The sequence below is a fragment of the Bradyrhizobium sp. NBAIM03 genome, assembly GCF_020194055.1.
GTDB classification, from domain to species: Bacteria; Pseudomonadota; Alphaproteobacteria; order Rhizobiales; family Xanthobacteraceae; genus Bradyrhizobium; species Bradyrhizobium yuanmingense.
This window is the reverse complement of the sequence record NZ_JADYVS010000019.1, coordinates 22,068-43,593: the sequence shown is the minus strand read 5'-3', so window position 1 is coordinate 43,593 and position 21,526 is coordinate 22,068. Positions and strand designations below refer to the sequence as shown.

The window sequence follows — 21,526 nt, the reverse complement described above, 5'->3', positions numbered from 1 at the left end:
CCGCGTTCGCGAGGATGACAGCGGAGGATGTGGCGGAGTCTTTGGCCATCGAGACAGACGTCAGGCCATCGCCTCCGGCTTCTTGTCGCGCCGCCCTTCCGCCAGGTTCCGCACCACGACGTAGAAGATCGGCGTGAACAGAAGGCCGAACAGGGTGACGCCGATCATGCCGAAGAACACGGCGACGCCGACGGCCTGGCGCATCTCCGAGCCAGAGCCGGTCGAGATCACCAGCGGCAAGACGCCGAGGATGAACGCGAACGAGGTCATCAGGATCGGCCGCAAGCGCAGGCGGCAGGCATCGATGACGGCCTCCAGCCGCGTCTTGCCTTCGTTCTCGATATCGCGCGCGAATTCGACGATTAGGATCGCGTTCTTCGCCGCCAGTCCCACCAGCACGACGAAGCCAATCTGGGTCAGAATGTTGACGTCCTGGCCCATGACGCGAACGCCGATGGTGGCGGCGAGCAGGCACATCGGCACGATCAGAATCACCGCGAACGGCAGCGTCCAGCTGCCATATTGCGCGGCGAGGACGAGATAGACGAACAGCACGCAGATCGGAAATACGTAGAGACCGGCATTGCCGCCGGTGACCTGCTGATAGGACAGGTCGGTCCATTCGAAGGTGAAGCCGCTCGGTAAAGTATCGTTCGCGAGCTGCTTGATGGCGTTGAGCGCGGTGGTCGAGCTCGTGCCCGGCGCCGGCTCGCCCTGGAGTTCGGACGCCGCATAGAGATTGTAGCGCGCGACGCGGTCGGGTCCCGAGACGTCCTTGAACTCGACCACGCTGCCGAGCATCACCATGTCGCCGGAAGCGTTGCGCGTGCGCAGGCGCGCAAGGTCGCTCGGTTCTTTCCGGAACGGGAAGTCGGCCTGCGCGGTGACGTGGTAGGTGCGGCCGAACAGGTTGAAGTCGTTGACATAGGTTGACCCGAAATAGGTCTGGATCGTCTCGTTGATGTTGGAGATGGGCACGCCCAGCTTCTGCGCCTTGGTGCGGTCGATGTCGACGAAGAGCTGCGGCGTGTTGGCCGTGAACGGCGAGAACACCGAGGGGGCGAGCAGCGAGGGCGATTTGCGCGCGGCGGCGACAAGCTCGTCGGTGGCGGCTGCGAGCATTTCAGGCCCGCGGCCCTGGCGATCCTGGATGCGGATGGCAAAGCCGCCGCCAGTGCCGATGCCGGGCACGGCCGGCGGTGGAATCACGATGATGAAGGCACCCTGGATCGCGGACAGGCGCTTGCGCAGCTCGGCCGTGATGGCATTCGCGGACAGGCCCTTCTTCAGCCGCGCCTCGGGCTCGTCGAACACCGGGAACAGCGCCGCCGCATTGCCGGCCTGCGTGCGGGTGGCGCCGGAGAAACCGGCAAAGGCGGCGACTCGAACGATGCCCGGCGTATCCAGCGAGATCCGCTCGATCTCGCGAACAACCTCGGTGGTGCGCGCCAGCGACGCCGCGCCCGGCAATTGCACGGATATGATGACGTAGCCGCGATCCTGCGCCGGGATGAAGCCCTGCGGCGTGGTCACGATCAGCCAGCCGGCGCCGCCGATCAGCACGACGTAGATCAGCAGCATCACCACCGAATGGCGAATCGCGAAATTGGCGAGGCCGGCATAGCCATGCGCCAGCCGGTCGAACACGCGATTGAACACGCCGGTGAACGCATTCCAGCCGCGCGCGATGATGTTCCAGGTGGCCGGCGGCCGCTTTTCTTCGTGTGGCGTGAGGATCTGCGAGGCCAGCGCGGGCGAGAGCGTCAGCGAGCAGAAGCAGGAGATCGCCGTCGCAACGGCGATGGTGACGGCGAATTGCTGGAAGAACTGCCCGGAGATGCCGCCGAGGAACGCGGTCGGGACGAACACCGCGCATAGCACCAGGGCGATCGAGACCAGTGCGCCGCCGACCTCCTCCATCGTCTTCAGCGCGGCATCGCGACGACTGAGACCGTGTTCGAGATGGCGTTCGACATTCTCGACCACGACGATGGCGTCGTCGACCACGATGCCGACCGCGAGGACGAGCCCGAACAGGGTGAGATTGTTGATGGAGAACCCGAGCGCCGCCATCACCGCGAACGTGCCGACCAGCGAGACCGGAATCGCGATGATCGGAATGATCGCGGGCCGCCATCCCTGCAGGAACACCAGCACGACGACGACCACGAGCAGCATGGCCTCGTAGATGGTCTTGATCAGCTCGTGGACCGACTGGGCGATGAACTCGGTCGGGTTGTAGCCGATATTGAAGTCGAGCCCCCTGGGAAAGCTCTCCTTGAGCCTCGTCATGGTGTCGGAGATGTTCTTTGCGGTCGCGAGCGCGTTCGAGCCCGGCCGCTGCGTCACCAGCATCGCGACCGCCGACTTGCGCAGCAGGAAGCTGTTGGTGCTGTAGGCCAGCGCCCCGAGCTCGATGCGGGCGACGTCGCGCAGCCGCACCGTGCGGCCGTCAGGGCCGGCCTTGATCAGGATATCCTCGAACTGCTTCTGGTCCTTCAAACGTCCGGTGAAGGTGAGATTGGGCTGGAAGGCCCGATCGGTGATCGGCGGCTCGGCGATCTGGCCGCCGGCGATCTGCACGTTCTGGGCGCGGATGGCCGCGAGCACCTCGGCCGAGGTCAGGCCGAGATTGGCGATTCTGTCAGGATCGAGCCACAGCCGCATCGAATAGTCGCGGGCGCCGAAGATCTGGATGTCGCCGACGCCGTCGATGCGCAAGAGCTGGTCGCGGACCTGGAGCAGCGCATAATTGGAGATGTAGAGCTGGTCGAACGTGTCGTCCGGCGACAGCATGAACACGACCATCAGGATGTCGGGCGAGTTCTTGCGGGTGGTGACGCCGTTGCGCTGCACTTCCTCTGGAAGGCGCGGCTGCGCGATGGCGACGCGATTCTGCACCAGCACCTGGGCCTTGTCGAGATCGGTGCCGAGCTTGAAGGTGACGGTGATGGTGAGCTGGCCGTTCGAGGTCGCCTGGCTGTAGAGATACAGCATGTCCTCGACACCGTTGATCTCCTGCTCGATGGGAGCTGCGACCGTGTCGGACACGGTCTGGGCGGAGGCGCCGGGATATTGCGTCGTGACGACGACGGTCGGCGGCACCACTTGCGGATATTCGGAGACCGGCAGCGTGGTGTAGGCGAGTGCACCGACGATCAGGAGCACGATCGACAGCACCATCGCCAAAATGGGCTGGTTGATGGAGAGGCGGCCAAGATTCATGACTTGCCACCGGCCGGCGCTTGCGCGGTCTGGGGAGCGACCTTGGCGCCGACGCGGGCGCGCTGGATGCCGTTGACGATGACGCGATCGTCCGGCTTCAGCCCTTCACGGATCACGCGCAGGCCGTCGTCGAGCGGACCGAGCACGACGGGGCGTGCCTCGACCGTATCATCAGGCTTGACCACGAACACGATCTTGCGGGACTGGTCGGTTGCGATCGCAGCGTCCGGAATCAGCAGCGCCTCGTAAGGCGCGCTGCCGATCAGGCGGACGCGGCCGAACTGGCCGGGCAGGATCGAAAGATCCGTGTTCTTCACCACCGCGCGGCTGCGCAGCGTGCCGGTCGACACGTCCAGCCGATTGTCGAGGAAATTGACGGTGCCCTCGCGCGAGGGCTTGGTCTCGCCGGCCAGCGTCACTTGCACCGGGTTCGCGGTATCGCGCGAACTTGGCCGCCGTCCTTCGAACCACAATTTGCTGTATTTGATGAACGTCGCCTCATCCATGTCGAAATAGATGTAGATCGGATCGAGCGCGACGATCGAAGTCAGCAGCGTCGAGGTGCCGGTGTCGCTGCCCTGCACGAGATTGCCGGGGCTGACGAGATGGCGGCTGACGCGGCCGGTCAAGGGCGCTGCCACATGCGTGAACTCGATGTTGAGCTTGGCGGCCTTCAGCGCGCCCTCGGCCTGCATCTCGGCGGCGTGCGCAGCCTGCAAGGCCTGGCGGCGCTGATCGACGACCTGTTCGGAGACCGCGCTGGTCTGCACGAGGCTGAGACCACGGTCGAGCTCGCGCTTGGCGAGCTCCACTCGCGCCCGTGCGTCTGACAGCTGGCCCTCCGCCTGAGTGGCCACCGCCTCGAACGGGCGCGGATCGATCACGTAGAGCAGGTCACCCCGACGCACGATGGCGCCGTCCTGGAATTCGACCGAGTTGACGAAGCCGCCGACCCGCGGCCGCACCTGGACCTCCTCCACCGCCTCGAAGCGGCCGGTGAACTCGTCCCAATCGGTGACTGTGCGCTTGACCGGCTGGGCGACCGTCACCGCCGGCGCCGGCGGAGCCGCAGCCTGCGATGCCGGCTTGTCGCAGCCGGACAGGGCGAACGCGGCGGCGAGAAGCCCGGCAATTGCGCTGACCTGAACGAAATCGTGCTTTTTGATCAACTGCCTGCTTCCGTCCGGTCCGCTCATCCCCAGGTCCTCGCATCAAAGCCGCAGAAGATGCAGGGTACGCCTCTACCTGCGGGCGCCACAAGATGTGTTGCAAAGATGAACTCTTCAAGACCAATGCGCGCGCAATGCTCCGAACGGCGCCCTGACCGGATGACGGGTTGACAGAGAGAGAGACGGTGCCGGGCAAGGCAGTTGCGGCAAGCCGAACCCTGCCGTGAACGACGGGCACTCGGAATTGCGAGCTTTTCCCGGCGGCTGTCCTTCGAGACGCCCGCTTCAGGCGGGCCCATCCTGACAAAGAGAGCTACTTACGCAGCCTGGCCTTGGCGCCGGCGACGATCTGCATGGTGACGCCGGCAATCCAGCCGACCAAGACGAGCCAGGTCCAGGCCATGTGCGGATCGAGCCGGAGCACGATCACGGCGACCGAGGCGAAGGCGGTGAGCGTAGCGGAGAGCGTGCCGGCGGCGCTCATGAGCTCGGCGGCGTCGATCTGGCTGTGCGCATCGTCGAAAGGCATCTGCGGCGTGTCGATGCCGAGATAGAAGCCGATGCCGCCGAGCAGCATCATCAGCAGCAGGAAGCCCTGCGTGGTGAGGGTGGGGATCGCCGAGCCGACATAGGCGCCGACGAACAATCCGCACGCGGCCCCCGCCATGGCAAGGCCAACGCGCTCGAACACATGGGCAGTTTTACGAAAACGAAAGCGCATGGCCAGCCTCCGCGAGGCGTTGAGTATGCAGAGGTTAGGCCAGTTTTGGGGGGCATGGAAGGTGAGGAGGTTTACGGATGCGTGAGGGGTGGCAGCGCGCGCACCCCACTCGCTCTCACCTCGCCCCGAACGTGGTCTTGCCGAACAGCGCCTTTTGCGTGGACGGCTGCGAGCGCCAATATTGCGGCGGCGCCTCGACCACGCCGCCGAGCTCGGCGGCGGCGTGCCAGCCCCAGCGCGGATCGTAGAGCAGGCCGCGGGCGAGCGCGACCATGTCGGCCTTGCCCGACGCGACGATCTCCTCCGCGTGCTTCGACTCGGTGATCAGGCCGACGGCAATCGTGGGCAGGCCGGTTTCGCGCTTGATCGCCTCTGCAAACTGCACCTGATAGCCGGGGCCGAGCGGAATCTTCTGCAGCGGCGAGACGCCGCCGGACGATGCATCGATCCAGTCGACGCCGCGCGCCTTCAGCGCGTTCGCGAATTCGATGGTCTGTGCCAGATCCCAGCCGCCCTCGACCCAATCGGTCGACGACACCCGCATGCCGACCGGCTTGTCGGCGGGGAACGCGGCGCGCACCACGTCGAACACCTCCAGCGGAAAGCGCATGCGGTTCGCGAGGCTACCGCCATATTCGTCGGTGCGCCGGTTCGAGATCGGCGACAGGAATTGATGCAAGAGATAGCCATGCGCGCCATGCACCTCGATGGCGTCGATGCCGAGCCGCGCGGCGCGCTTTGTGCTGTCGACGAAGGCCTCGCGGATGCGCTTCAAGCCCGCGGCATCCAGCGCCAGCGGGGCGGCCTCGCCCTCCTTGTGCGGCACCGCCGACGGCCCGACCGTCTGCCAGCCGCCCTGCCCTTCCGGAATCAATTGGCCGCCGTCCCAGGGGCGCGCGCTCGAGGCCTTGCGGCCGGCATGGGCGAGTTGCATCGCGATCGCGGTGGAGGAATGCTTGCGCACCGAATGCAGGATCGGCTTCAGCGCGGCCTCGCAGGCGTCGCTGTAGAGCCCGAGGCAGCCCGGCGTGATACGGCCGATCGCCTCGACATGCGTCGCCTCGATGCAGAACATCGCCGCGCCCGACAGGCTGAGATTGTTGATGTGGGTGAAGTGCCAGTCGGTGGCGACGCCGTCATCGGCCGAATATTGGCACATCGGCGACACCACGAGGCGGTTCTTCAACGTCAGTCCGCGCAGCTTGATCGGAGAAAACAGGGCGCTCATGCGAGGGTCCGGGGCTGGAGAAATGGAAGCGATTGCATGAAGTTTAGTGGGTGGGCGGCGAATTGCCAGCCGCACGGGCAGCATGGCGACCAGCAGCGGCATGCATTGCGCTGGAGATGCCGCGGCGAACATGTCTCCCTATTGTTGTCCCGGATCCGCGCTTCGCTTGTCCGGGACGATGGAGGAATGCGGGCGTAACCCGCCCCTACGGCTTGATGCCGGCGGCCTTGATCAGCTCCTGATTGGCCGCCAGCTCGCGCTTGACGAGGTCGTCCATCTCGGCGGGCTTCATCGGCCTCGGTTCGAGCCCGAGCTTTGTCAGGCTCACCTGCGTCGCCGGCGTGGCCAGGACTTTCTCGGCGGCCGCGTGCAGCTTGTCGACGACCTCGCGCGGGGTCTTCGCCGGCACGAACACGCCGAACCAGATCTCGCTGTCGGCGTCCTTCAAGCCGATCTCGGCCGGCGTCGGCACATCGGGCAGCTCGGCAACGCGCTTCGGTGTCGAGACCACCAGCGCGCGCACTTGGCCCTCGCGGATCAGCGGCAACGCGGTCGCCAGCGGGCAGAAATACAGATCGATGCGCCCACCGAGAATGTCGGCGATCACTTCCGGGCCGGCGCGATACGGCACATGAATAGCCTCGATGCCGGCGGCGTAGCGGAACTTCTCGCTCGAGATGTGCACGGCGCTGCCGATGCCGACCGAGCCGAACGAGATCGAACCGGGCTTTGCCTTGGCAGCGGCGATGAAGTCCTGGATGGTTCTCCAAGGGCGCTCCTTCGGCACGATCATCACATTGGCACCGGATCCGATCATGAACACCGAGGCGAGATCGCGGCTGGGGTCGAAGCTCGCATTCGGGAACATCAGGGGCGCAATGGTCAGCGCCGACGACTGGGCGAGCAGGCTGTAACCATCGGGATCGGACTTCGCGACCGCCGCCGAACCGACCACACCGCCGCCGCCGGCGCGGTTTTCGATCACGATCGGCTGACCGAGTTCGGCGGAGAGATGCTCGAACACCAGCCGCGGCACCACGTCCGCCGCGCTGCCCGGACCGAACGGAATGGTCGCCTTGATCAGTCGCGCCGGCCAGTCTTGTGCCTGGACTTGTGTTGCAGCGGCGATCCAGAAGGACGCATATAGACAAAACACGCGAAGGAACCTGGTCATCGAAATCTCCGGTCGACTCTCGCGATCGCTGCAAGAACCGTTCCGGCGCGATCTCTACTCCGCCAGCGTGAATTGCAGCAGCAAAGTCCGCTGCAGCATCGAGAAATTGTCGTCGGAGATCAGCGTCAGCACGGTCTCGCCCTCGCTCGTGACGTGAGCGTCGATGGCTTCCATGTTGTCGATCTCGTGGCCGAGATCGGCGGCGAACAAAGCGGGGCCGTCGACCAGCGCGCCAGGGGCGATCGATTTCAAGGGGATCGCGCGGATGCGGATGTTGACGCCGGTGAACCAGGAAAATTTGCGTTCGAGGATGAGGAGATCGCCCGAGGGCAGCAGCACCGCGTCGCTGATGTCGAAATTCTCCGAGCGGCGCACGCTGAACTGGCCGGGCGTCGAGCCGCCGATCAGGAAAGCGAGGAGGTTGCCGTCGGCATCGAGCCCGCGCTCGGAAAAGGCGATCAGCGTGCCCGCGAGCGGCTGGGCCTGGCTCTTGCCCGGTCCCTGCGCTTTGGGCACGACGACCATCGCCTCCAGCCCCTTGTTGTAGGGCAGCTTGCGCAAGGCCGGCGGGACGGCGATCACTTCGCCGCGGGCGCCGGTAGCACCCTTGGCGAAATCATAGCGCAGGATCTGGTTGACGCGTTCGAGCCCGACATAGACGAGGTTGCCGTCGCGCGCGAGCGACTCGGTATCGTACCAGAGCCGCTTCTCGGTGATCGGCCGCCCGTCGGCGCCCAGCACCGGCGCGGCCTCGACGTCGGCGAGCCCAATCATCTCGCGGCCGGAATAGCGGATGCTGCCGGTGAACCAGCCGCCCTGATCGGAGATCGCGAGAAAGCGCTCGCCCTTGCCGTCGAGGAAGCGGAGGCCCGACAGCCCGCCGAAGCCGCGATAGGGCGAGGTCAGCACCAGGCCGCTGCGAAAATCCAGCGAGCCGAAGCGCGTGCGCGAGCGGTCGCGCGGCTCGAAATTGGCAATGCTACGCGCGTTGACGTCGACGCTGACCGGCGCGGTGACGGCATGCTCGAGCTGGAGGGCGCGCGGCGGCGGCTCGGTCTTGGGCTGCAGCTGCGCCTGCGCCAAGCGCGGCAACGCGAGAGTGGAAAATCCCGCCGCCGCGAGGCTGACGAAGCTGCGGCGGGATGGATGCGTGCTCACGAATGCAATTTGCGTCGCGGGCGACCGGCCGCTTGCGTTGGCGCCGTGTTGGTCTCGCTGAAGAGCTCGGCAAGCTTTTCGGTGATCGCGCCGCCGAGTTCTTCCGCGTCCACGATCGTTACCGCGCGGCGATAATAGCGCGTCACGTCATGGCCGATGCCGATCGCGATCAGCTCGACCGGCGAGCGGGTCTCGATCTCCTCGATGATGTGGCGCAGATGCCGCTCGAGATAATTGCCCGGATTGACCGACAACGTGGAATCGTCGACCGGCGCGCCGTCCGAGATCATCATCAAGATCTTGCGCTGCTCGGGCCGGCCGAGCAGGCGCTTGTGCGCCCAGTCCAGCGCCTCGCCGTCGATGTTCTCCTTCAAGAGGCCCTCGCGCATCATCAGGCCCAGGTTTTTCCGCGCACGACGCCACGGGGCGTCCGCGGACTTGTAGATGATGTGGCGGAGATCGTTGAGGCGGCCAGGATTGGCCGGCTTGCCGGCGGCAAGCCATGCCTCGCGCGATTGCCCGCCCTTCCAGGCCCGCGTGGTGAAGCCGAGAATCTCGACCTTGACGCCGCAACGCTCCAGCGTGCGCGCGAGGATGTCGGCACAGGTCGCGGCGACCGTGATCGGGCGGCCGCGCATGGAGCCGGAATTGTCGAGCAGCAGCGTCACTACGGTGTCGCGGAACGTCGCCTCCTTCTCGTGCATGAAGGACAGCGGGTGATAGGGATCGGTGACGACGCGCGACAGCCGCGCAGGGTCGAGGATGCCCTCCTCGAGATCGAACTCCCAGGCGCGATTCTGCTGCGCCATCAGGCGGCGCTGCAGCCGGTTGGCGAGACGGGCGACGATGCCCTGCAGATGTGCGAGCTGCTTGTCGAGATAGGCGCGCAGCCGCTCCAGCTCGTCATGGTCGCAGAGATCCTCGGCGGCGATGACCTCATCGAACTTGGGCGCGAAGGCGTGATACTCCGGCCCACGCGGCTCGTTCCTGCCGTGCTGGTTCGGGCGCGTCGCCTCGCCCGGCGTCTCGTCATCACCGAGCTCGCCATCGTCGAAGGTGTCGGAGGTGGAGGCCTGCGCGCTTTCCATCGCGCTCTCGCTCATCTCCTCGCTGGTTGCCTGCGCCTGGTCGGCGCTCATTTCCTGCGCGGCGTCGGAATCGGGCGAGCCTTCGGCGCCGGACTGGTCGTTGTCGCCGTCCTGGTTCTCCTCGTTCTCGTCATTGTCTTCGCTGTCGGCGTTGCGCTCGTCGCCGAGCTCGAGTGCCGACAGCAGGTCATGCACGGCATCGCCGAACTTGGTCTGATCCTCGAGCACGCCGTCGAGCCGATCGAGCCGCTTGCCGATCTTGTCTTCGAGGATCGGTCGCCAGAGATCGACCATCTTCTTGGCCGCCGTCGGCGGCGCCATGCCGGTGAGGCGCTCGCGCACCAGCATCGCCAGCGCGTCCGCCAGCGGCGCGTCGGCGCGGTCGGTGATCTCGTCGAACTTGCCGCGGTGGAAATGGTCGTCGAGCATCGCGGTGAGGTTCTTGGCAACGCCCGCCATGCGGCGCGCGCCGATCGCCTCGACGCGGGCCTGCTCCACCGCCTCGAACACGCCGCGCGCCTGCGGATTGCCGGGCATCAGCTTGCGGTGAACCTTGGGATCGTGACAGGCGAGCTTGAGCGCGATGGAATCGGCATGGCCGCGCACGATCGCGGCGTCACGCTTCGTCATCTTGCGCGCGGGCTCAGGCAGCCGCGCCTTGCCGGGCGCAAGGCCCGGGCGCTCGGCTGCGAAGGAGACGTCGAGCTCGGGCGCCTTTGCGATCGCCTTCAGACAGGAGGCGACCGAGCGCTTGAACGGCTCAGTCGGTGCTTCCTTGTTGCTGCGGAATTTGGAGTTGGAGGCGGTCATCTGACCCTATCTGTCGTCCCGGCGAAGGCCGGGACCATAACCACCGGCCGCTCTTGTGTCAGGAAACTATCAGCGTCGCTTCAATCGAGACATCACGCGGTATGGGTCCCGGCCTTCGCCGGGACGACACACCGTGAGAGATCAGCTCAGCGCGACGTTGATTGCCGATTCCGGCAGCTCCGCATTGAAGCAGCGCTGGTAGAACTCGGCGACCAGGGGCCGTTCGAGCTCGTCGCATTTGTTGAGGAAGGTGACGCGGAAGGCGAAGCCGATATCGCCGAAGATGTCGGAGTTTTCCGCCCAGGTGATCACCGTGCGCGGGCTCATCACCGTCGACAGATCGCCATTGGCGAAGGCGTTGCGGGTGAGGTCGGCGAGGCGCACCATTTTGTTGACGATGTCGCGGCCCTCCTGGGTGCGATAGTGCTTGGCCTTGGCCAGCACGATCTCGACTTCCTCGTCGTGGCTGAGATAGTTCAGCGTGGTGACGATCGACCAGCGGTCCATCTGGCCCTGGTTGATCTGCTGGGTGCCGTGATAGAGGCCCGAGGTGTCGCCGAGGCCGACGGTGTTGGCGGTGGCGAACAGCCGGAACGCCGGATGCGGCTTGATCACCTTGTTCTGGTCCAAGAGCGTCAGGCGGCCCGAAACCTCCAGCACGCGCTGGATCACGAACATGACGTCCGGGCGGCCGGCGTCGTATTCGTCGAACACCAGCGCGACGTTGTTCTGCAGCGCCCAGGGCAGGATGCCGTCGCGGAATTCGGTGACCTGCTTGCCGTCGCGGACCACGATCGAGTCCTTGCCGACGAGGTCGATACGGCTGATGTGGCTGTCGAGGTTGACGCGCACGCAGGGCCAGTTCAGACGTGCCGCGACCTGCTCGATATGGGTGGATTTGCCGGTGCCGTGATAGCCGGTCACCATCACGCGGCGGTTCCTGGCAAAGCCCGCGAGAATGGCCAGCGTGGTGGCGCGGTCGAAGCGGTAATCGGAATCCACTTCGGGCACATGAGGATCGACTTCGGAATAGGCCGGGACTTCGAGATCACTGTCGATCCCGAACACCTGGCGCACCGACACCTTCATGTCGGGCAGGCCGGAAACTTCCTCAACTTTGGACAGGGCGGCGGTCGTCATCAATCCTCCGAGGTCCCGGGCGGTCCCGAAACCGGTTATTCGCACGTTGGCTGCGGCTGGGTGCTGAAAATCAACCTATCAGAGACAACGAGCCGGCAGAAGCCCGCCCACCAATCAAAGTTCCGTTGTCTTTTCATTTAGATAGGCAAGGAACGCAGTTTTTGGAGGGCTGCCTTGCGAATCACGCCGAAATTCGGGCGGGTCGCGCCCAATCCCTGCGAATGGTACTTTGGCCGTATGCAGTTACTTATGTAGGGTCCGAAGCCCTCATGCTCCAGCCCTACAAGAGACGACGTGACGTCCTTTCTCGATCCCCTCATCGCCTTCGTTTCCGCCCATGCGTGGCTGGCCTATCTGACCCTGTTCCTGGCGGCGCTGCTCGAAGCCGTTCCGGTGGTGGGATCGGTGATCCCCGGCTCGACCATCATCCTGGCGCTGAGCGCCCTGATCCCCGGCGGCGAATTGCAGCTGCCATGGGTGCTCTTGGCGGCCGCAACTGGTGCCGTACTCGGCGACGGGGCGGCCTATTGGATCGGGCACAGGCGGCAGCGCGAGATCCTCAACACCTGGCCGCTGACCAATTATCCACGCGTGGTCGCGGAGAGCGAAAACTTCTTCAACCGCTTCGGCACCTGGGCCGTGTTCTTCGCCCGCTTCGTGCCGCCGATCCGCGCCTTCGTGCCCGTGACCGCCGGCGCGCTGGGCATGGCGCCCACGAAATTCTATGCCGTGAACATCCCGGCGATCCTGGCCTGGGCGCCCGCCCATGTGCTGCCGGGCGTCTTGGCCGTGTCGGCCCTGCATGAATATGCCGGGCTGCATCATCATGCGCACGTCGGCAAGCACATCTGGATGCTGACCGTTGCAGGGGTTGCGATCGTGCTGGGCGTGGGGATGTGGATCTATCGCCGACGGTATGGCGGCGCGACGGCCAAGCCGCAGGTTTAGGCAGACGCCACATCACAACCGTCGTCCCTGCGTTCGCAGGCACCGAGTTTGTGCGAGAGCATCGCACCCATGACATCCGTGTGATTGACCTGCTCCACCGCTAGCGGCACGTTGGCCCCGATCCTCGCGCCCGCCACCCCATGTTCACCATCGCCAGCCTCTGGATTCCCTTCACCATCGTTGCCGCGCTCGGGCAGGTCGCGCGCAATGCGATGCAGCGGTCGTTGACGAAGCCGCTGGGGACCTGGGGCGCGACCAATATCCGCTTCCTGTTCGGCTTTCCGTTCTCGCTGCTGTTCCTGGGGCTGGTGCTGCTCGCGACCGGCGATCATCTCAGCGCGCCGCCAGCCGTGTTCTGGCCATGGCTGCTGCTGGGCGCGCTCAGCCAGATCGTCGCCACCGGCCTGATGCTGCTCGCGATGAACGACCGCTCGTTTGTCGTGACGACGGCCTACCTGAAGACCGAGGCGATCCAGACCGCGATCTTCGGCTTCGTCTTCCTCGGCGATCACCTGACCTGGCTGAAGGTGCTCGCGATCATGATCGCCACCGTCGGCGTCGTCATCACCGCGCTCCGCCCCGGCGGCGACAAGAGCTTTGCCGAGCTGAAGCCGACCATCACCGGCCTCGTTGCCGCGGCGGCCTTCGCGCTGTCAGCGGTCGGCTTTCGCGGCGCCATCATCAATGTGCCCGACGTGTCCTTCGTGACCGCGGCGTCAATTACGCTGGCGCTCGGCCTGTTCGTGCAGACGCTGGTGCTGACGATCTACCTGCTCTGGCGCGCGCCGGACGTGCTCCGAGGAATCCTCAGGTTATGGCGACCGTCGATGCTCGCGGGCTTCATCGGCGCCTTCGCTTCGCAATTCTGGTTCCTCGCCTTTGCACTGACGGCGGCCGCCAACGTCCGCACACTCGCCTTGATCGAGGTGCTGTTCGCGCAAGCCGTGGCGTATTACTCGTTCAAGCAGCCGATCGCGCCGCGCGAGCTTGCAGGCATTGCGCTGATTGTCCTGGGCGTCGCTGTGCTGGTGGGAGCTTAATTCCGGTCTTCCGGCAGCGTCGGTAGCGGTGAGACCTCGATGCCTTCGTCGATCAGCGACTTCGCCTCTTCGGGCGAGGCTTCGCCATAGATTGGGCGGTGCTCCTTGTCGCCGTAATGCATGGCGCGGGCTTCGTTGGCGAAGCGCTCGCCGACATTGTCGGCATTCTTAACGATGTGGTCGCGCAGCTCTTTCAGCTTGGCGCGCAGCTCGCGCTCCTGCGCCATCAGCAGCGAGGTCGGCCCTGACGGCGCAGCCTCGGGTGTGGTCGCGGCCACGGGCTCCGGCGGCGGCGTGGCGCGGCCGCGCCCCTTCTTGCCGACGATGCGCGGCGCCATGATCGCCTTGTCGACCTTGGCTGAGCCGCAGATCGGGCAGGTCACGAGCTTGCGCTTCACCTGCGAATCATAGGCCGACGAGCTCTGGAACCAACTTTCGAAGGCGTGATTGCGGTCGCAGTGGAGCGCGTAGCGGATCATGCCGAGCCCCGCACGAGGTGCAAATGGTCCGGCCCGGCCTTGGGATCGGAGACGCCGAAGCGGCGGCCGTGCTGGAGCGAGGGAATCGCCCGGCGCGCGGTCTCGACCTTGGCCGGGTCGATCCTGGCCATGATGATGCCCGGCTCGACATCGCCTTCGGCGAGGATCTCTCCCCAAGGATCGACGATCAGCGAATGCCCGTAGGTCTCGCGCTTGTTCTCGTGGGTGCCGGCCTGCGCCGCGGCGAAGACGAAGCAGCCGGTCTCGATCGCACGGGCTCGCAGCAGCACGTGCCAATGCGCTTCACCGGTCTTGCGGGTGAAGGCGGACGGCACGGTGATGAAATAGGCGCCGCTTTCTGCGAGCGCACGGTACAGCGCCGGGAAGCGCACATCGTAGCAGATCGTCAAGCCGATGCGGCCCCAGGGCAGATCCGAGATCACGGCGGTCTCGCCCGGCTGGTAATTGGCGGATTCGCGATAGCTCTCGCCGTCCGGCAGCTCGATGTCGAACATGTGGATCTTGTCGTAGCTCGCGAGCACATTGCCCTCGGGCCCGATCAGGAAGGAGCGGTTGACCGCCTTCTCCGGCGAGAAGCGCAGCGCCAGCGAGCCGACATGGAGGTGAATCTTCAGCTCCGCCGCGAGCGCCCGGTAGGCCTTCAGCGAGGCGTCGTCCTCTTCGCTCTGGAGATGCTCGAACAGCGCCTTGCGGTTCAGCTGCATCATGTTGCTGACTTCGGGTGTCTGCACGTAATCGGCGCCATCGGCCGCAGCCTGCCGGATCAGCTTCGTAGCCTGCTCGAGGCTCGGCCCGGGCATCAGGCCGGTGCGCATCTGCACCATGGCGGCCGTGAACGTGCGGTTCTCGCTCATGATACCGCCTTCACGCTTTCGAGCATGCCATCGAGCTTGCCTTCGCGATCGAGCGCATAGAGGTCGTCACAGCCGCCGACATGGGTGCCGCCGATCCAGATCTGCGGGAAGGTCGAGCCCTGGCCGGCGCGGCCGTACATTTCCTGGCGCCAGGACGGGTTCTTGGCGACGTCGAATTCGGTGAAGGTCGCCTTCTTGCGGGTCAGCAGTGACTTGGCGGCGGAACAATAGCCGCAGCCCGGCCGGGTGTAGATCTCGACAGCAGCAGTCATTCGTCTGGCGCTCTCATGTCATGAATTCATTGAATTATATGGGACGGGGCCCGCTCTCGACAACCCGGGCAAAGACCAGCACGTCGACCTGGGCCGCCTTGGCGCGGAGCAGGGCCCGCGCGCAGGTGTCGAGCGTAGCCCCTGACGTCAGGACATCGTCGATCAGGACAACGCGGCGGCCCTGGATCTCGGCCTGACGGTGGGGAGATACCTGGAATGCGCCTTGCACATTGGTGGCGCGCTGGGCCCGCGACAGGCCGATCTGCTGCTCGGTGGCGCGCACCCGCCGCAGCACGTCGCCCCGCACCTTGATCCCGCTCTGCCGCTCGATGACGCGCGCGAGCGCGCCGGACTGGTTGTAACGGCGCCGCCAGGCCCGCCGCCAATGCAGGGGCACGGGCACCAGCATGTCGGCGCCGGTCAGCAACTCGCCGCCCGCGCGCGCCATCCAGCGGCCCATGGCCGGCGCCAGATCGGTACGGTCCTGATACTTCAGCGCATGCACCAGCGTGCGCGCGACGTCGTCGTAGCGCACCGCCGCGCGAGCGCGCTGGTAAGCCGGCGGGCTCGCGATCGCCTCCATCGACAGCATCTCGGGGCCGGGGTCGTAGACGAAGGGAATGCCGAGCCGCGGGCAATAGGGCCGCTCGATGAACGACAGCCGCGCCCAGCAGGAAGCGCAAACGCCCTCGCCATCAACCGGCTCCCGGCACGATACGCACTGTGTCGGCAGGGCGATGTCGAGCGCGAGCCGCGCCGCCCGCGCCAGCACGTGGCGGCCGGCCGTCCACGCGCTCCGCAGCGGTGCGGCGATGGAACGGATGGGGGGAGCGTCGGCTTCCATGTGGGGAGGCTAACGCTGCACGCAGCGGATTGCCAGAACTGTGGAGATCGGCGTAACCAGCGGCATGGTCCGGACCGCTCAAATCCCGCCCGCCTTGTTTGATCGTGCCTTGCTGCAGAGGCGGCAGCAGCGCGCCCAGGCCCAAGGCGCGGTCACATTCCTGCTCGAGCGGGTCGCCGAGGACATGTCCGACCGCTTGGCAGCGGTGATGCGGGAGTTTCACGCTCCCGCCGACCTCTGGACGCCCGGCGCGGGACTGGCGGCGTTGCGCACGCGGCTTCCCTCCATCGAACACATCGCGCTCGACGCGGCCGGCGCGGAGAAGTTGCCCCTCGCGCCTGAGAGCCTCGATCTCGTCGTCTCGGCGCTGGCGCTGCAATACGTCAACGACCTGCCGGGCGTGCTCGCGCAAATCCGCCGGGCACTCAAGCCGGACGGGCTGCTGCTTGCTGCCATGATCGGCGGCGACAGCCTCACCGAGCTGCGGCAGGCCTTTGCCGCGGCGGAAGCCGAATGCGAGGGCGGTGTGTCGCCGCGCGTGGCGCCGTTCGCTGACCTTCGCGACATCGGTGCGCTATTGCAGCGGGCGGGCTTTGCGCTGCCGGTGACCGACGTCGACCGTGTCGTGGTGCGCTATGCCAATGCGTTCGCCTTGATGCAGGATCTCCGCCGCATGGGTGCGGCCAACGTGCTGATCGAGCGGCGGCGGACACCGACGCGCCGCGCGACGCTGCTGCGCATGGCCGAGATCTACGCCGAGCGTTTTGCCGATGCCGACGGCCGCATCCGCGCGACCTTCGACATCGTCTGGCTCTCGGGCTGGGCTCCGCATGCGAGCCAGCAGCAGCCGCTGAAGCCGGGGTCGGCGAAAGCGAGCCTGGCGGAGGCGGTGAAGAAGGCGGGGAAGGAGTGATCTTTCTCTTCCGTCATGGCCGGGCTTGTCCCGGCCATCCACGTCTTTCAGGCTGGCACGAAGGCCGTGGATGCCCGGGACAAGCCCGGGCATGACGCCAGAGAGCGGTACCCTTCGACCTCACATCAACAAATCGATCAGATGCGGGATCAGCGGAATGTCCGCGGGCGGCATCGGGTAATCGCGCAGCTTGTTGGCGCGGACCCAGGCAAGGTTCTGGCCCTCGCGTGCGGTGACCAACCCCTCCCAGCGCCGGCAGATATAGAGCGGCATCAGCAGATGGAAGGTCTCGTAACCGTAGCTGGCGAAGGTCAGCGGCGCGAGGCACGGCTCGGCGACGTTGATGCCGAGCTCCTCATGAAGCTCCCGGATCAGGCTCTGCTCCGGCCGCTCGCCCGGCTCGAGCTTGCCGCCGGGGAATTCCCACAGGCCGGCCAGGGCCTTTCCTTCCGGGCGCTGCGCGATCAGGACGCGTTTGTCGGCGTCGACGAGCGCGCAGGCCACCACCAGTGTCACTTTGAGATCGGCCATGCGTGTCTGTCGCTCGCTGAGATCGTCCGCAATGGTTTCTTAACCTCTTGCCGTCCAAGTTTCCAAAGTCGCCATAAGTCATATTTAATCCGCAGTTCCTAGAGTGGGAACTCTTTAAACCACTCCAGGCCAACCCATGCGCGCTGCGCTTTCGGCTCTCCTCCGCCGGTTCGTTGACGACCGGCGCGGCAATATCGCAGTGATTTTCGCACTCGCCTGCGTTCCCCTGATCAGTGCGGTCGGCTGCGCCATCGACTATTCGCGCGCGACGCTGATCCGGTCCAAGCTTCAGGCCGCGGCGGATGCCGCCAGTGTCGGCTCGATCGCCAAGGCTTCGCCCGCCTTCAAGGCCGCCGGCAACATGACTGCGGACGGCTCGATTTCGGTCGGCGTCACGGACGCCACGAACATCTTCAATGCCAATCGCGCCAGTCAGTCCGGCTACACGCTGACCGGCCTCACACCGACCGTGGTCAAATCCGGCTCGACCGTCACCGCGACGGTTTCGTTCACCGCAACTTTGAACACCATGTTCCTCGGCGTGATCGGCAAGTCGGTGCTGACGTTGAGCGGCACGTCGAAGGCGACGGCCAGCATGCCGCTCTATATCGATTTCTACCTGCTGCTGGACAATTCGCCGTCGATGGGCGTCGGTGCGACCCCGGCCGACGTGCAGAAGATGGTCAACAACACGTCAGACAAGTGCGCTTTCGCCTGCCACGATCTCAAGGACAAGAACAACTATTACGACCTTGCCAAGAAGCTTGGCGTGACCACCCGGATCGACGTGCTTCGGAGCGCCACCGAGTCCTTGATGGATACGGCAAACGCCACCGAGACCTATTCAAACCAGTTCAGAATGGCGATCTATGATTTCGGCGGCTCTGCAAGTTCGCTCGGCCTGCGCAGTCTGTTTTCGTTGTCGGCCTCTCTCTCCAGCGCCAAGTCGGCGGCCGGCAAGATCGACTTGATGTCGGTGAACGGCCAGAACGAGAATAACGATCAGGATACCCCATTCACCGCGGTCTTTCCCGCGATCAACGGCGAGATCAGCTCCCCCGGAAGCGGCACGTCGGCCAGTCCGCTCAAGTATCTGTTCTTCGTGTCCGACGGCGTGGCCGATGAGAGCAACACCGGATGCCTTAAACCGCTCTCGGGCAGCACGCGGTGCCAGTCGCCGCTCAACCCTGCGCTTTGCAAGACGATGAAGGATCGCGGCGTCAAGGTCGCGGTGTTGTATACGACGTATCTCGCGCTGCCGACCAACCCCTGGTACATGAAGTGGATCGATCCGTTCAATGCTGGCCCCTATGGCCCGTCGCCGAACAGCCAGATCGCACAGAACATGCAGAGCTGCGCTTCGCCGGGCCTGTATTTCGAGGTCAGCCCGACGCAAGGCATCGCGGACGCCATGAACGCGCTGTTCAAGAAGGCGGTCGCGGACGCGCGGATCTCCGGATGATGGCGCTCACCTCTCCCCGTAAGAACGGGGAGAGGAAGGCCTACGACCTGTAGTCCCCGTTGATCGCCACATATTCCTTGGTGAGGTCGCAGGTCATGACGCGGTCGCGGCCTTTGCCAAGGCCGAGCGAGACCAGAATCGCGATCTCCGGCGCCTTCATCGCTTCCGACACCTGCGCTTCGTCATAATCGGGATCGCGCGCGCCGCGCTTGGCGACGCGGATGCCGTTGAACGAGATCGACAGCTTGTCGCGATCGGCCGGCTCGCCGGCCTTGCCGACCGCCATCACCACGCGGCCCCAATTTGCGTCTTCGCCCGCGATCGCGGTCTTCACCAGCGGTGAGTTCGCGATCGACATCGCGATCTTGCGGGCGGAGGCCTTGGTCTTGGCGCCCTCGACGGTGATCTCGACCAGCTTGCGCGCGCCTTCGCCGTCGCGGGCGACCTGCTCGGCGAGATTGGCGAGCACCTGGTTGAACGCCTTGACGAAGGCCTTCAGGCGCGGGTCGCTGGCGCGGCTGATCTTCGGCGCGCCGTGCTCGGCGGCGGCGCCGGTCGCAAACGCCAGCAGCGTGTCGGAGGTCGAGGTGTCGCCGTCGATGGTCACGGCGTTGAACGTGTCCTCGACGCCGCTCTTGAGCAGAGCCTGCAGCGCGGCGGGCGCGATCGGCGCGTCAGTGAAGATGAAGGACAGCATCGTCGCCATGTCGGGCGCGATCATGCCGGCGCCCTTGGCCATGCCGTTGATGGTGACCTTGGCCTTGCCGAGCTTGACTGTCGCGGTCGCCACTTTCGGGAAGGTGTCGGTGGTCATGATCGCCTTGGCCGCGGCGAGGTAATCGCCGGGCTCGGCGGCTTCGGCGAGGCGGCCGAGCACGCCGTCGAACTTGGTGGCATCCAGCGGCTCGCCGATCACCCCGGTCGAGGCCAGGAAGATCTCGTTCTCGCTGCAGCCGACCGCCTTGGCCGCGATCTTCGCCGTCAGCGCGGTGGAGGCGCGGCCGGTCTTGCCGGTGAAGGCGTTGGCATTGCCGGAATTGACCACCAGCGCGCGCGCCTTGCCGCCCTTCAGCTTGGCGCGGCACCATTCCACCGGGGCCGAGGGACACTTTGACCTGGTGAAGACGCCGGCGACGGCAGTGCCCTTGTCCATCACCGCGAGCAGCACGTCGGTACGGTTCTTGTAGCGGATGCCGGCTTCAGCCGTCGCCAGACGGATGCCCGCGATCACGGGCATATCAGGGACGGTTTTGGGGGCGAGCGGAGAGACGGAGGAGGACATCGCGGGCGCCTTGGTAGGGTCTGGACATGCAGATGGCCGGGGGAGCCCCGGCCATTGCGACGTTAGATATACTTGGCGTCCGCGAAGTGACAGCGAATTCTTACTTCTTCGCCGGCGGCGCCATCTTGCTGTCGGACGGCTTCGCATCCGGCTTGGCGTCCTTCGACGCATCCGCCGCCGGCTGGTCCAGCCGCTCGACCTTGGCTTCGGTACGCAGCTTGGCGACATACTCGGCCTGGGCCTTGCGGGTCACGTACTGCTCGATCTGGGCCTTGACCTGCTCGAAATCGGGCGCCTTGCGGTTGCGCTTTTCCTCGACCTTGATGATGTGCCAGCCGAACTGCGACTTCACGGGGTCGGAGATCTTGCCGGGCTCCAGCGAGAAGGCCACGGCCGAGAATTCCGGCACCATCTGCTCCTTGGTGAAGAAGCCGAGGTCGCCGCCATCGGCGGAGCCGGGGTCCTTGGACTTCTTCTTGGCGAGCTCGGCGAAATCGGCCCCCTTCCCGAGCTCGGCCTTCACCGCCTTGGCCTCGTCCTCGGTTTCGACCAGGATGTGGCGGGCGCGCACCTCCTGCTCGCCGGTGATCTGCTTGGCGGCCTCCTCATAGACCTTCTTCATGGCGTCCGGCGTGGTGGCGGCCTTGCCCTCGCTGGCGAGCAGGCTGTCCATCAGAAGCCGGTTGCGGGCGAAGGCCAGGCGCTTCTTGAACTCCTCGCCGTCGGCGATTTTCCTGTCTTCGGCAGCCTTGCTGACGATCTTCATGTCGATCAGGAACGACAGGACGTTCTCGTCCTTGGTCGCTGGGTCCATCTGGGCGAGGCTCGGCCCGAGTTCCTCCTCGGCCATGGTGACGTCGCTCTTCTTGATTTCCGCGCCATTGACCTTCGCCAGCACCGGATCATCGGCGGCCCGGAGCGGGCCCGCAAACGCCAGGGACAGCGCCAGAGCGAGGCTGCCAGCCAGGGCGGACGCGGAGCGGAAGCGCTGGGTTGCCGGGAACGAGGTGGTCATGGAAAATCCTTATGTTGAAGCAGGGGGCTGCTCGAGCGGGGCGGACACTCGCCCAATCAGGGGGGCTTGGCAACGCGAAAAGTCTGTCAAAATGATGAATTAGCCGCACTGCGCCCGCCGTTGACAAGGCCCCGACCGGGCCATATCTCTGC

At 65.6% G+C, this 21,526-nt stretch carries 19 protein-coding genes; 4 read left to right on the top strand and 15 right to left on the bottom strand.

Annotated features, from left to right (window positions below; translation table 11 throughout):
* Window positions 1-60 precede the first annotated feature (60 nt).
* The 8 genes from I6F21_RS25545 to cobS form a co-directional block, all read right to left on the bottom strand.
* Window positions 61-3,225 carry a multidrug efflux RND transporter permease subunit gene (locus tag I6F21_RS25545; RefSeq protein ID WP_225183591.1) on the bottom strand — a complete coding sequence of 1,055 codons (3,165 nt, stop codon included), beginning with the start codon at window positions 3,223-3,225 and terminating at the stop codon, window positions 61-63.
* Complete coding sequence (locus I6F21_RS25540) at window positions 3,222-4,421, bottom strand: efflux RND transporter periplasmic adaptor subunit (RefSeq protein WP_225157210.1); 1,200 nt, start codon at window positions 4,419-4,421, stop codon at window positions 3,222-3,224. Before I6F21_RS25540 ends, I6F21_RS25545 begins: the two co-directional genes overlap by 4 nt.
* 286 nt (window positions 4,422-4,707) lie before the next feature.
* Window positions 4,708-5,115 (bottom strand): hypothetical protein, encoded by a 408-nt coding sequence (locus I6F21_RS25535; RefSeq protein WP_036026263.1) that lies wholly within the window; start codon window positions 5,113-5,115, stop codon window positions 4,708-4,710.
* Window positions 5,116-5,230: 115 nt separating this feature from the next.
* Window positions 5,231-6,343, bottom strand: a complete 1,113-nt coding sequence (locus tag I6F21_RS25530) for an NADH:flavin oxidoreductase/NADH oxidase (protein ID WP_225183590.1) — start codon at window positions 6,341-6,343, stop codon at window positions 5,231-5,233.
* A 205-nt stretch (window positions 6,344-6,548) separates the two neighbouring features.
* Window positions 6,549-7,517, bottom strand: a complete 969-nt coding sequence (locus I6F21_RS25525) for a tripartite tricarboxylate transporter substrate-binding protein (RefSeq protein WP_225145200.1) — start codon at window positions 7,515-7,517, stop codon at window positions 6,549-6,551.
* 54 nt (window positions 7,518-7,571) lie between these two features.
* Window positions 7,572-8,675, bottom strand: a complete 1,104-nt coding sequence (locus I6F21_RS25520; protein ID WP_225183589.1) for an esterase-like activity of phytase family protein — start codon at window positions 8,673-8,675, stop codon at window positions 7,572-7,574.
* On the bottom strand, window positions 8,672-10,573 hold the full coding sequence (gene cobT, locus I6F21_RS25515; RefSeq protein WP_036014640.1) for a cobaltochelatase subunit CobT: 1,902 nt from the start codon (window positions 10,571-10,573) through the stop codon (window positions 8,672-8,674). Before cobT ends, I6F21_RS25520 begins: the two co-directional genes overlap by 4 nt.
* A gap of 141 nt (window positions 10,574-10,714) precedes the next feature.
* Window positions 10,715-11,713 (bottom strand): cobaltochelatase subunit CobS, encoded by a 999-nt coding sequence (gene cobS / locus I6F21_RS25510; protein ID WP_036014642.1) that lies wholly within the window; start codon window positions 11,711-11,713, stop codon window positions 10,715-10,717.
* A gap of 294 nt (window positions 11,714-12,007) precedes the next feature.
* Here cobS and I6F21_RS25505 point away from each other — a divergent pair, with 294 nt between their 5' ends.
* Complete coding sequence (locus tag I6F21_RS25505; RefSeq protein ID WP_036026250.1) at window positions 12,008-12,661, top strand: DedA family protein; 654 nt, start codon at window positions 12,008-12,010, stop codon at window positions 12,659-12,661.
* Between the two features lie 140 nt (window positions 12,662-12,801).
* Complete coding sequence (locus I6F21_RS25500; RefSeq protein WP_225183588.1) at window positions 12,802-13,701, top strand: EamA family transporter; 900 nt, start codon at window positions 12,802-12,804, stop codon at window positions 13,699-13,701.
* Here the strand turns inward: I6F21_RS25500 and I6F21_RS25495 are convergent.
* From I6F21_RS25495 to I6F21_RS25480, 4 genes are read right to left on the bottom strand one after another with little or no spacing between them, the layout of a single operon-like run.
* Entirely contained in the window at window positions 13,698-14,180 is a 483-nt protein-coding gene (locus I6F21_RS25495) for a DUF1178 family protein (protein WP_036014648.1), read from the bottom strand. The genes I6F21_RS25500 and I6F21_RS25495 overlap by 4 nt on opposite strands.
* Window positions 14,177-15,055: a carbon-nitrogen hydrolase family protein gene (locus tag I6F21_RS25490; RefSeq protein WP_036014649.1), complete on the bottom strand. Its 879-nt coding sequence runs from the start codon at window positions 15,053-15,055 to the stop codon at window positions 14,177-14,179. The genes I6F21_RS25495 and I6F21_RS25490 overlap by 4 nt, the downstream gene beginning before the upstream one ends.
* The gene (grxC, locus tag I6F21_RS25485) at window positions 15,052-15,327 is read right to left on the bottom strand and encodes a glutaredoxin 3 (protein ID WP_036026245.1); all 276 of its coding nucleotides are present in this window, start codon (window positions 15,325-15,327) and stop codon (window positions 15,052-15,054) included. Before grxC ends, I6F21_RS25490 begins: the two co-directional genes overlap by 4 nt.
* Before the next feature lie 34 nt (window positions 15,328-15,361).
* The gene (locus I6F21_RS25480) at window positions 15,362-16,171 is read right to left on the bottom strand and encodes a ComF family protein (RefSeq protein ID WP_225150728.1); all 810 of its coding nucleotides are present in this window, start codon (window positions 16,169-16,171) and stop codon (window positions 15,362-15,364) included.
* Window positions 16,172-16,235: 64 nt separating this feature from the next.
* On the opposite strand from I6F21_RS25480, the gene I6F21_RS25475 reads away from it, so the two are divergent.
* Entirely contained in the window at window positions 16,236-17,084 is an 849-nt protein-coding gene (locus I6F21_RS25475; protein WP_109141735.1) for a methyltransferase domain-containing protein, read from the top strand.
* 120 nt (window positions 17,085-17,204) lie between these two features.
* Here the strand turns inward: I6F21_RS25475 and I6F21_RS25470 are convergent, their stop codons facing one another.
* Window positions 17,205-17,615 carry a (deoxy)nucleoside triphosphate pyrophosphohydrolase gene (locus tag I6F21_RS25470; protein ID WP_036042579.1) on the bottom strand — a complete coding sequence of 137 codons (411 nt, stop codon included), beginning with the start codon at window positions 17,613-17,615 and terminating at the stop codon, window positions 17,205-17,207.
* 136 nt (window positions 17,616-17,751) lie between these two features.
* Between I6F21_RS25470 and I6F21_RS25465 the strand changes: the two genes are divergently transcribed.
* Window positions 17,752-19,077: a TadE/TadG family type IV pilus assembly protein gene (locus tag I6F21_RS25465; RefSeq protein WP_225150726.1), complete on the top strand. Its 1,326-nt coding sequence runs from the start codon at window positions 17,752-17,754 to the stop codon at window positions 19,075-19,077.
* 40 nt (window positions 19,078-19,117) lie between these two features.
* On the opposite strand, the gene argJ is transcribed toward I6F21_RS25465, so the two are convergent.
* Both argJ and I6F21_RS25455 read right to left on the bottom strand, forming a co-directional pair.
* A complete protein-coding gene (gene argJ / locus I6F21_RS25460; RefSeq protein WP_057030150.1) occupies window positions 19,118-20,359 on the bottom strand; it encodes a bifunctional glutamate N-acetyltransferase/amino-acid acetyltransferase ArgJ in 1,242 nt (413 codons plus the stop codon).
* Between the two features lie 100 nt (window positions 20,360-20,459).
* Window positions 20,460-21,374, bottom strand: coding sequence for a peptidylprolyl isomerase (locus I6F21_RS25455; RefSeq protein WP_109141737.1), 915 nt, complete (start codon window positions 21,372-21,374; stop codon window positions 20,460-20,462).
* Window positions 21,375-21,526: the final 152 nt, after the last annotated feature.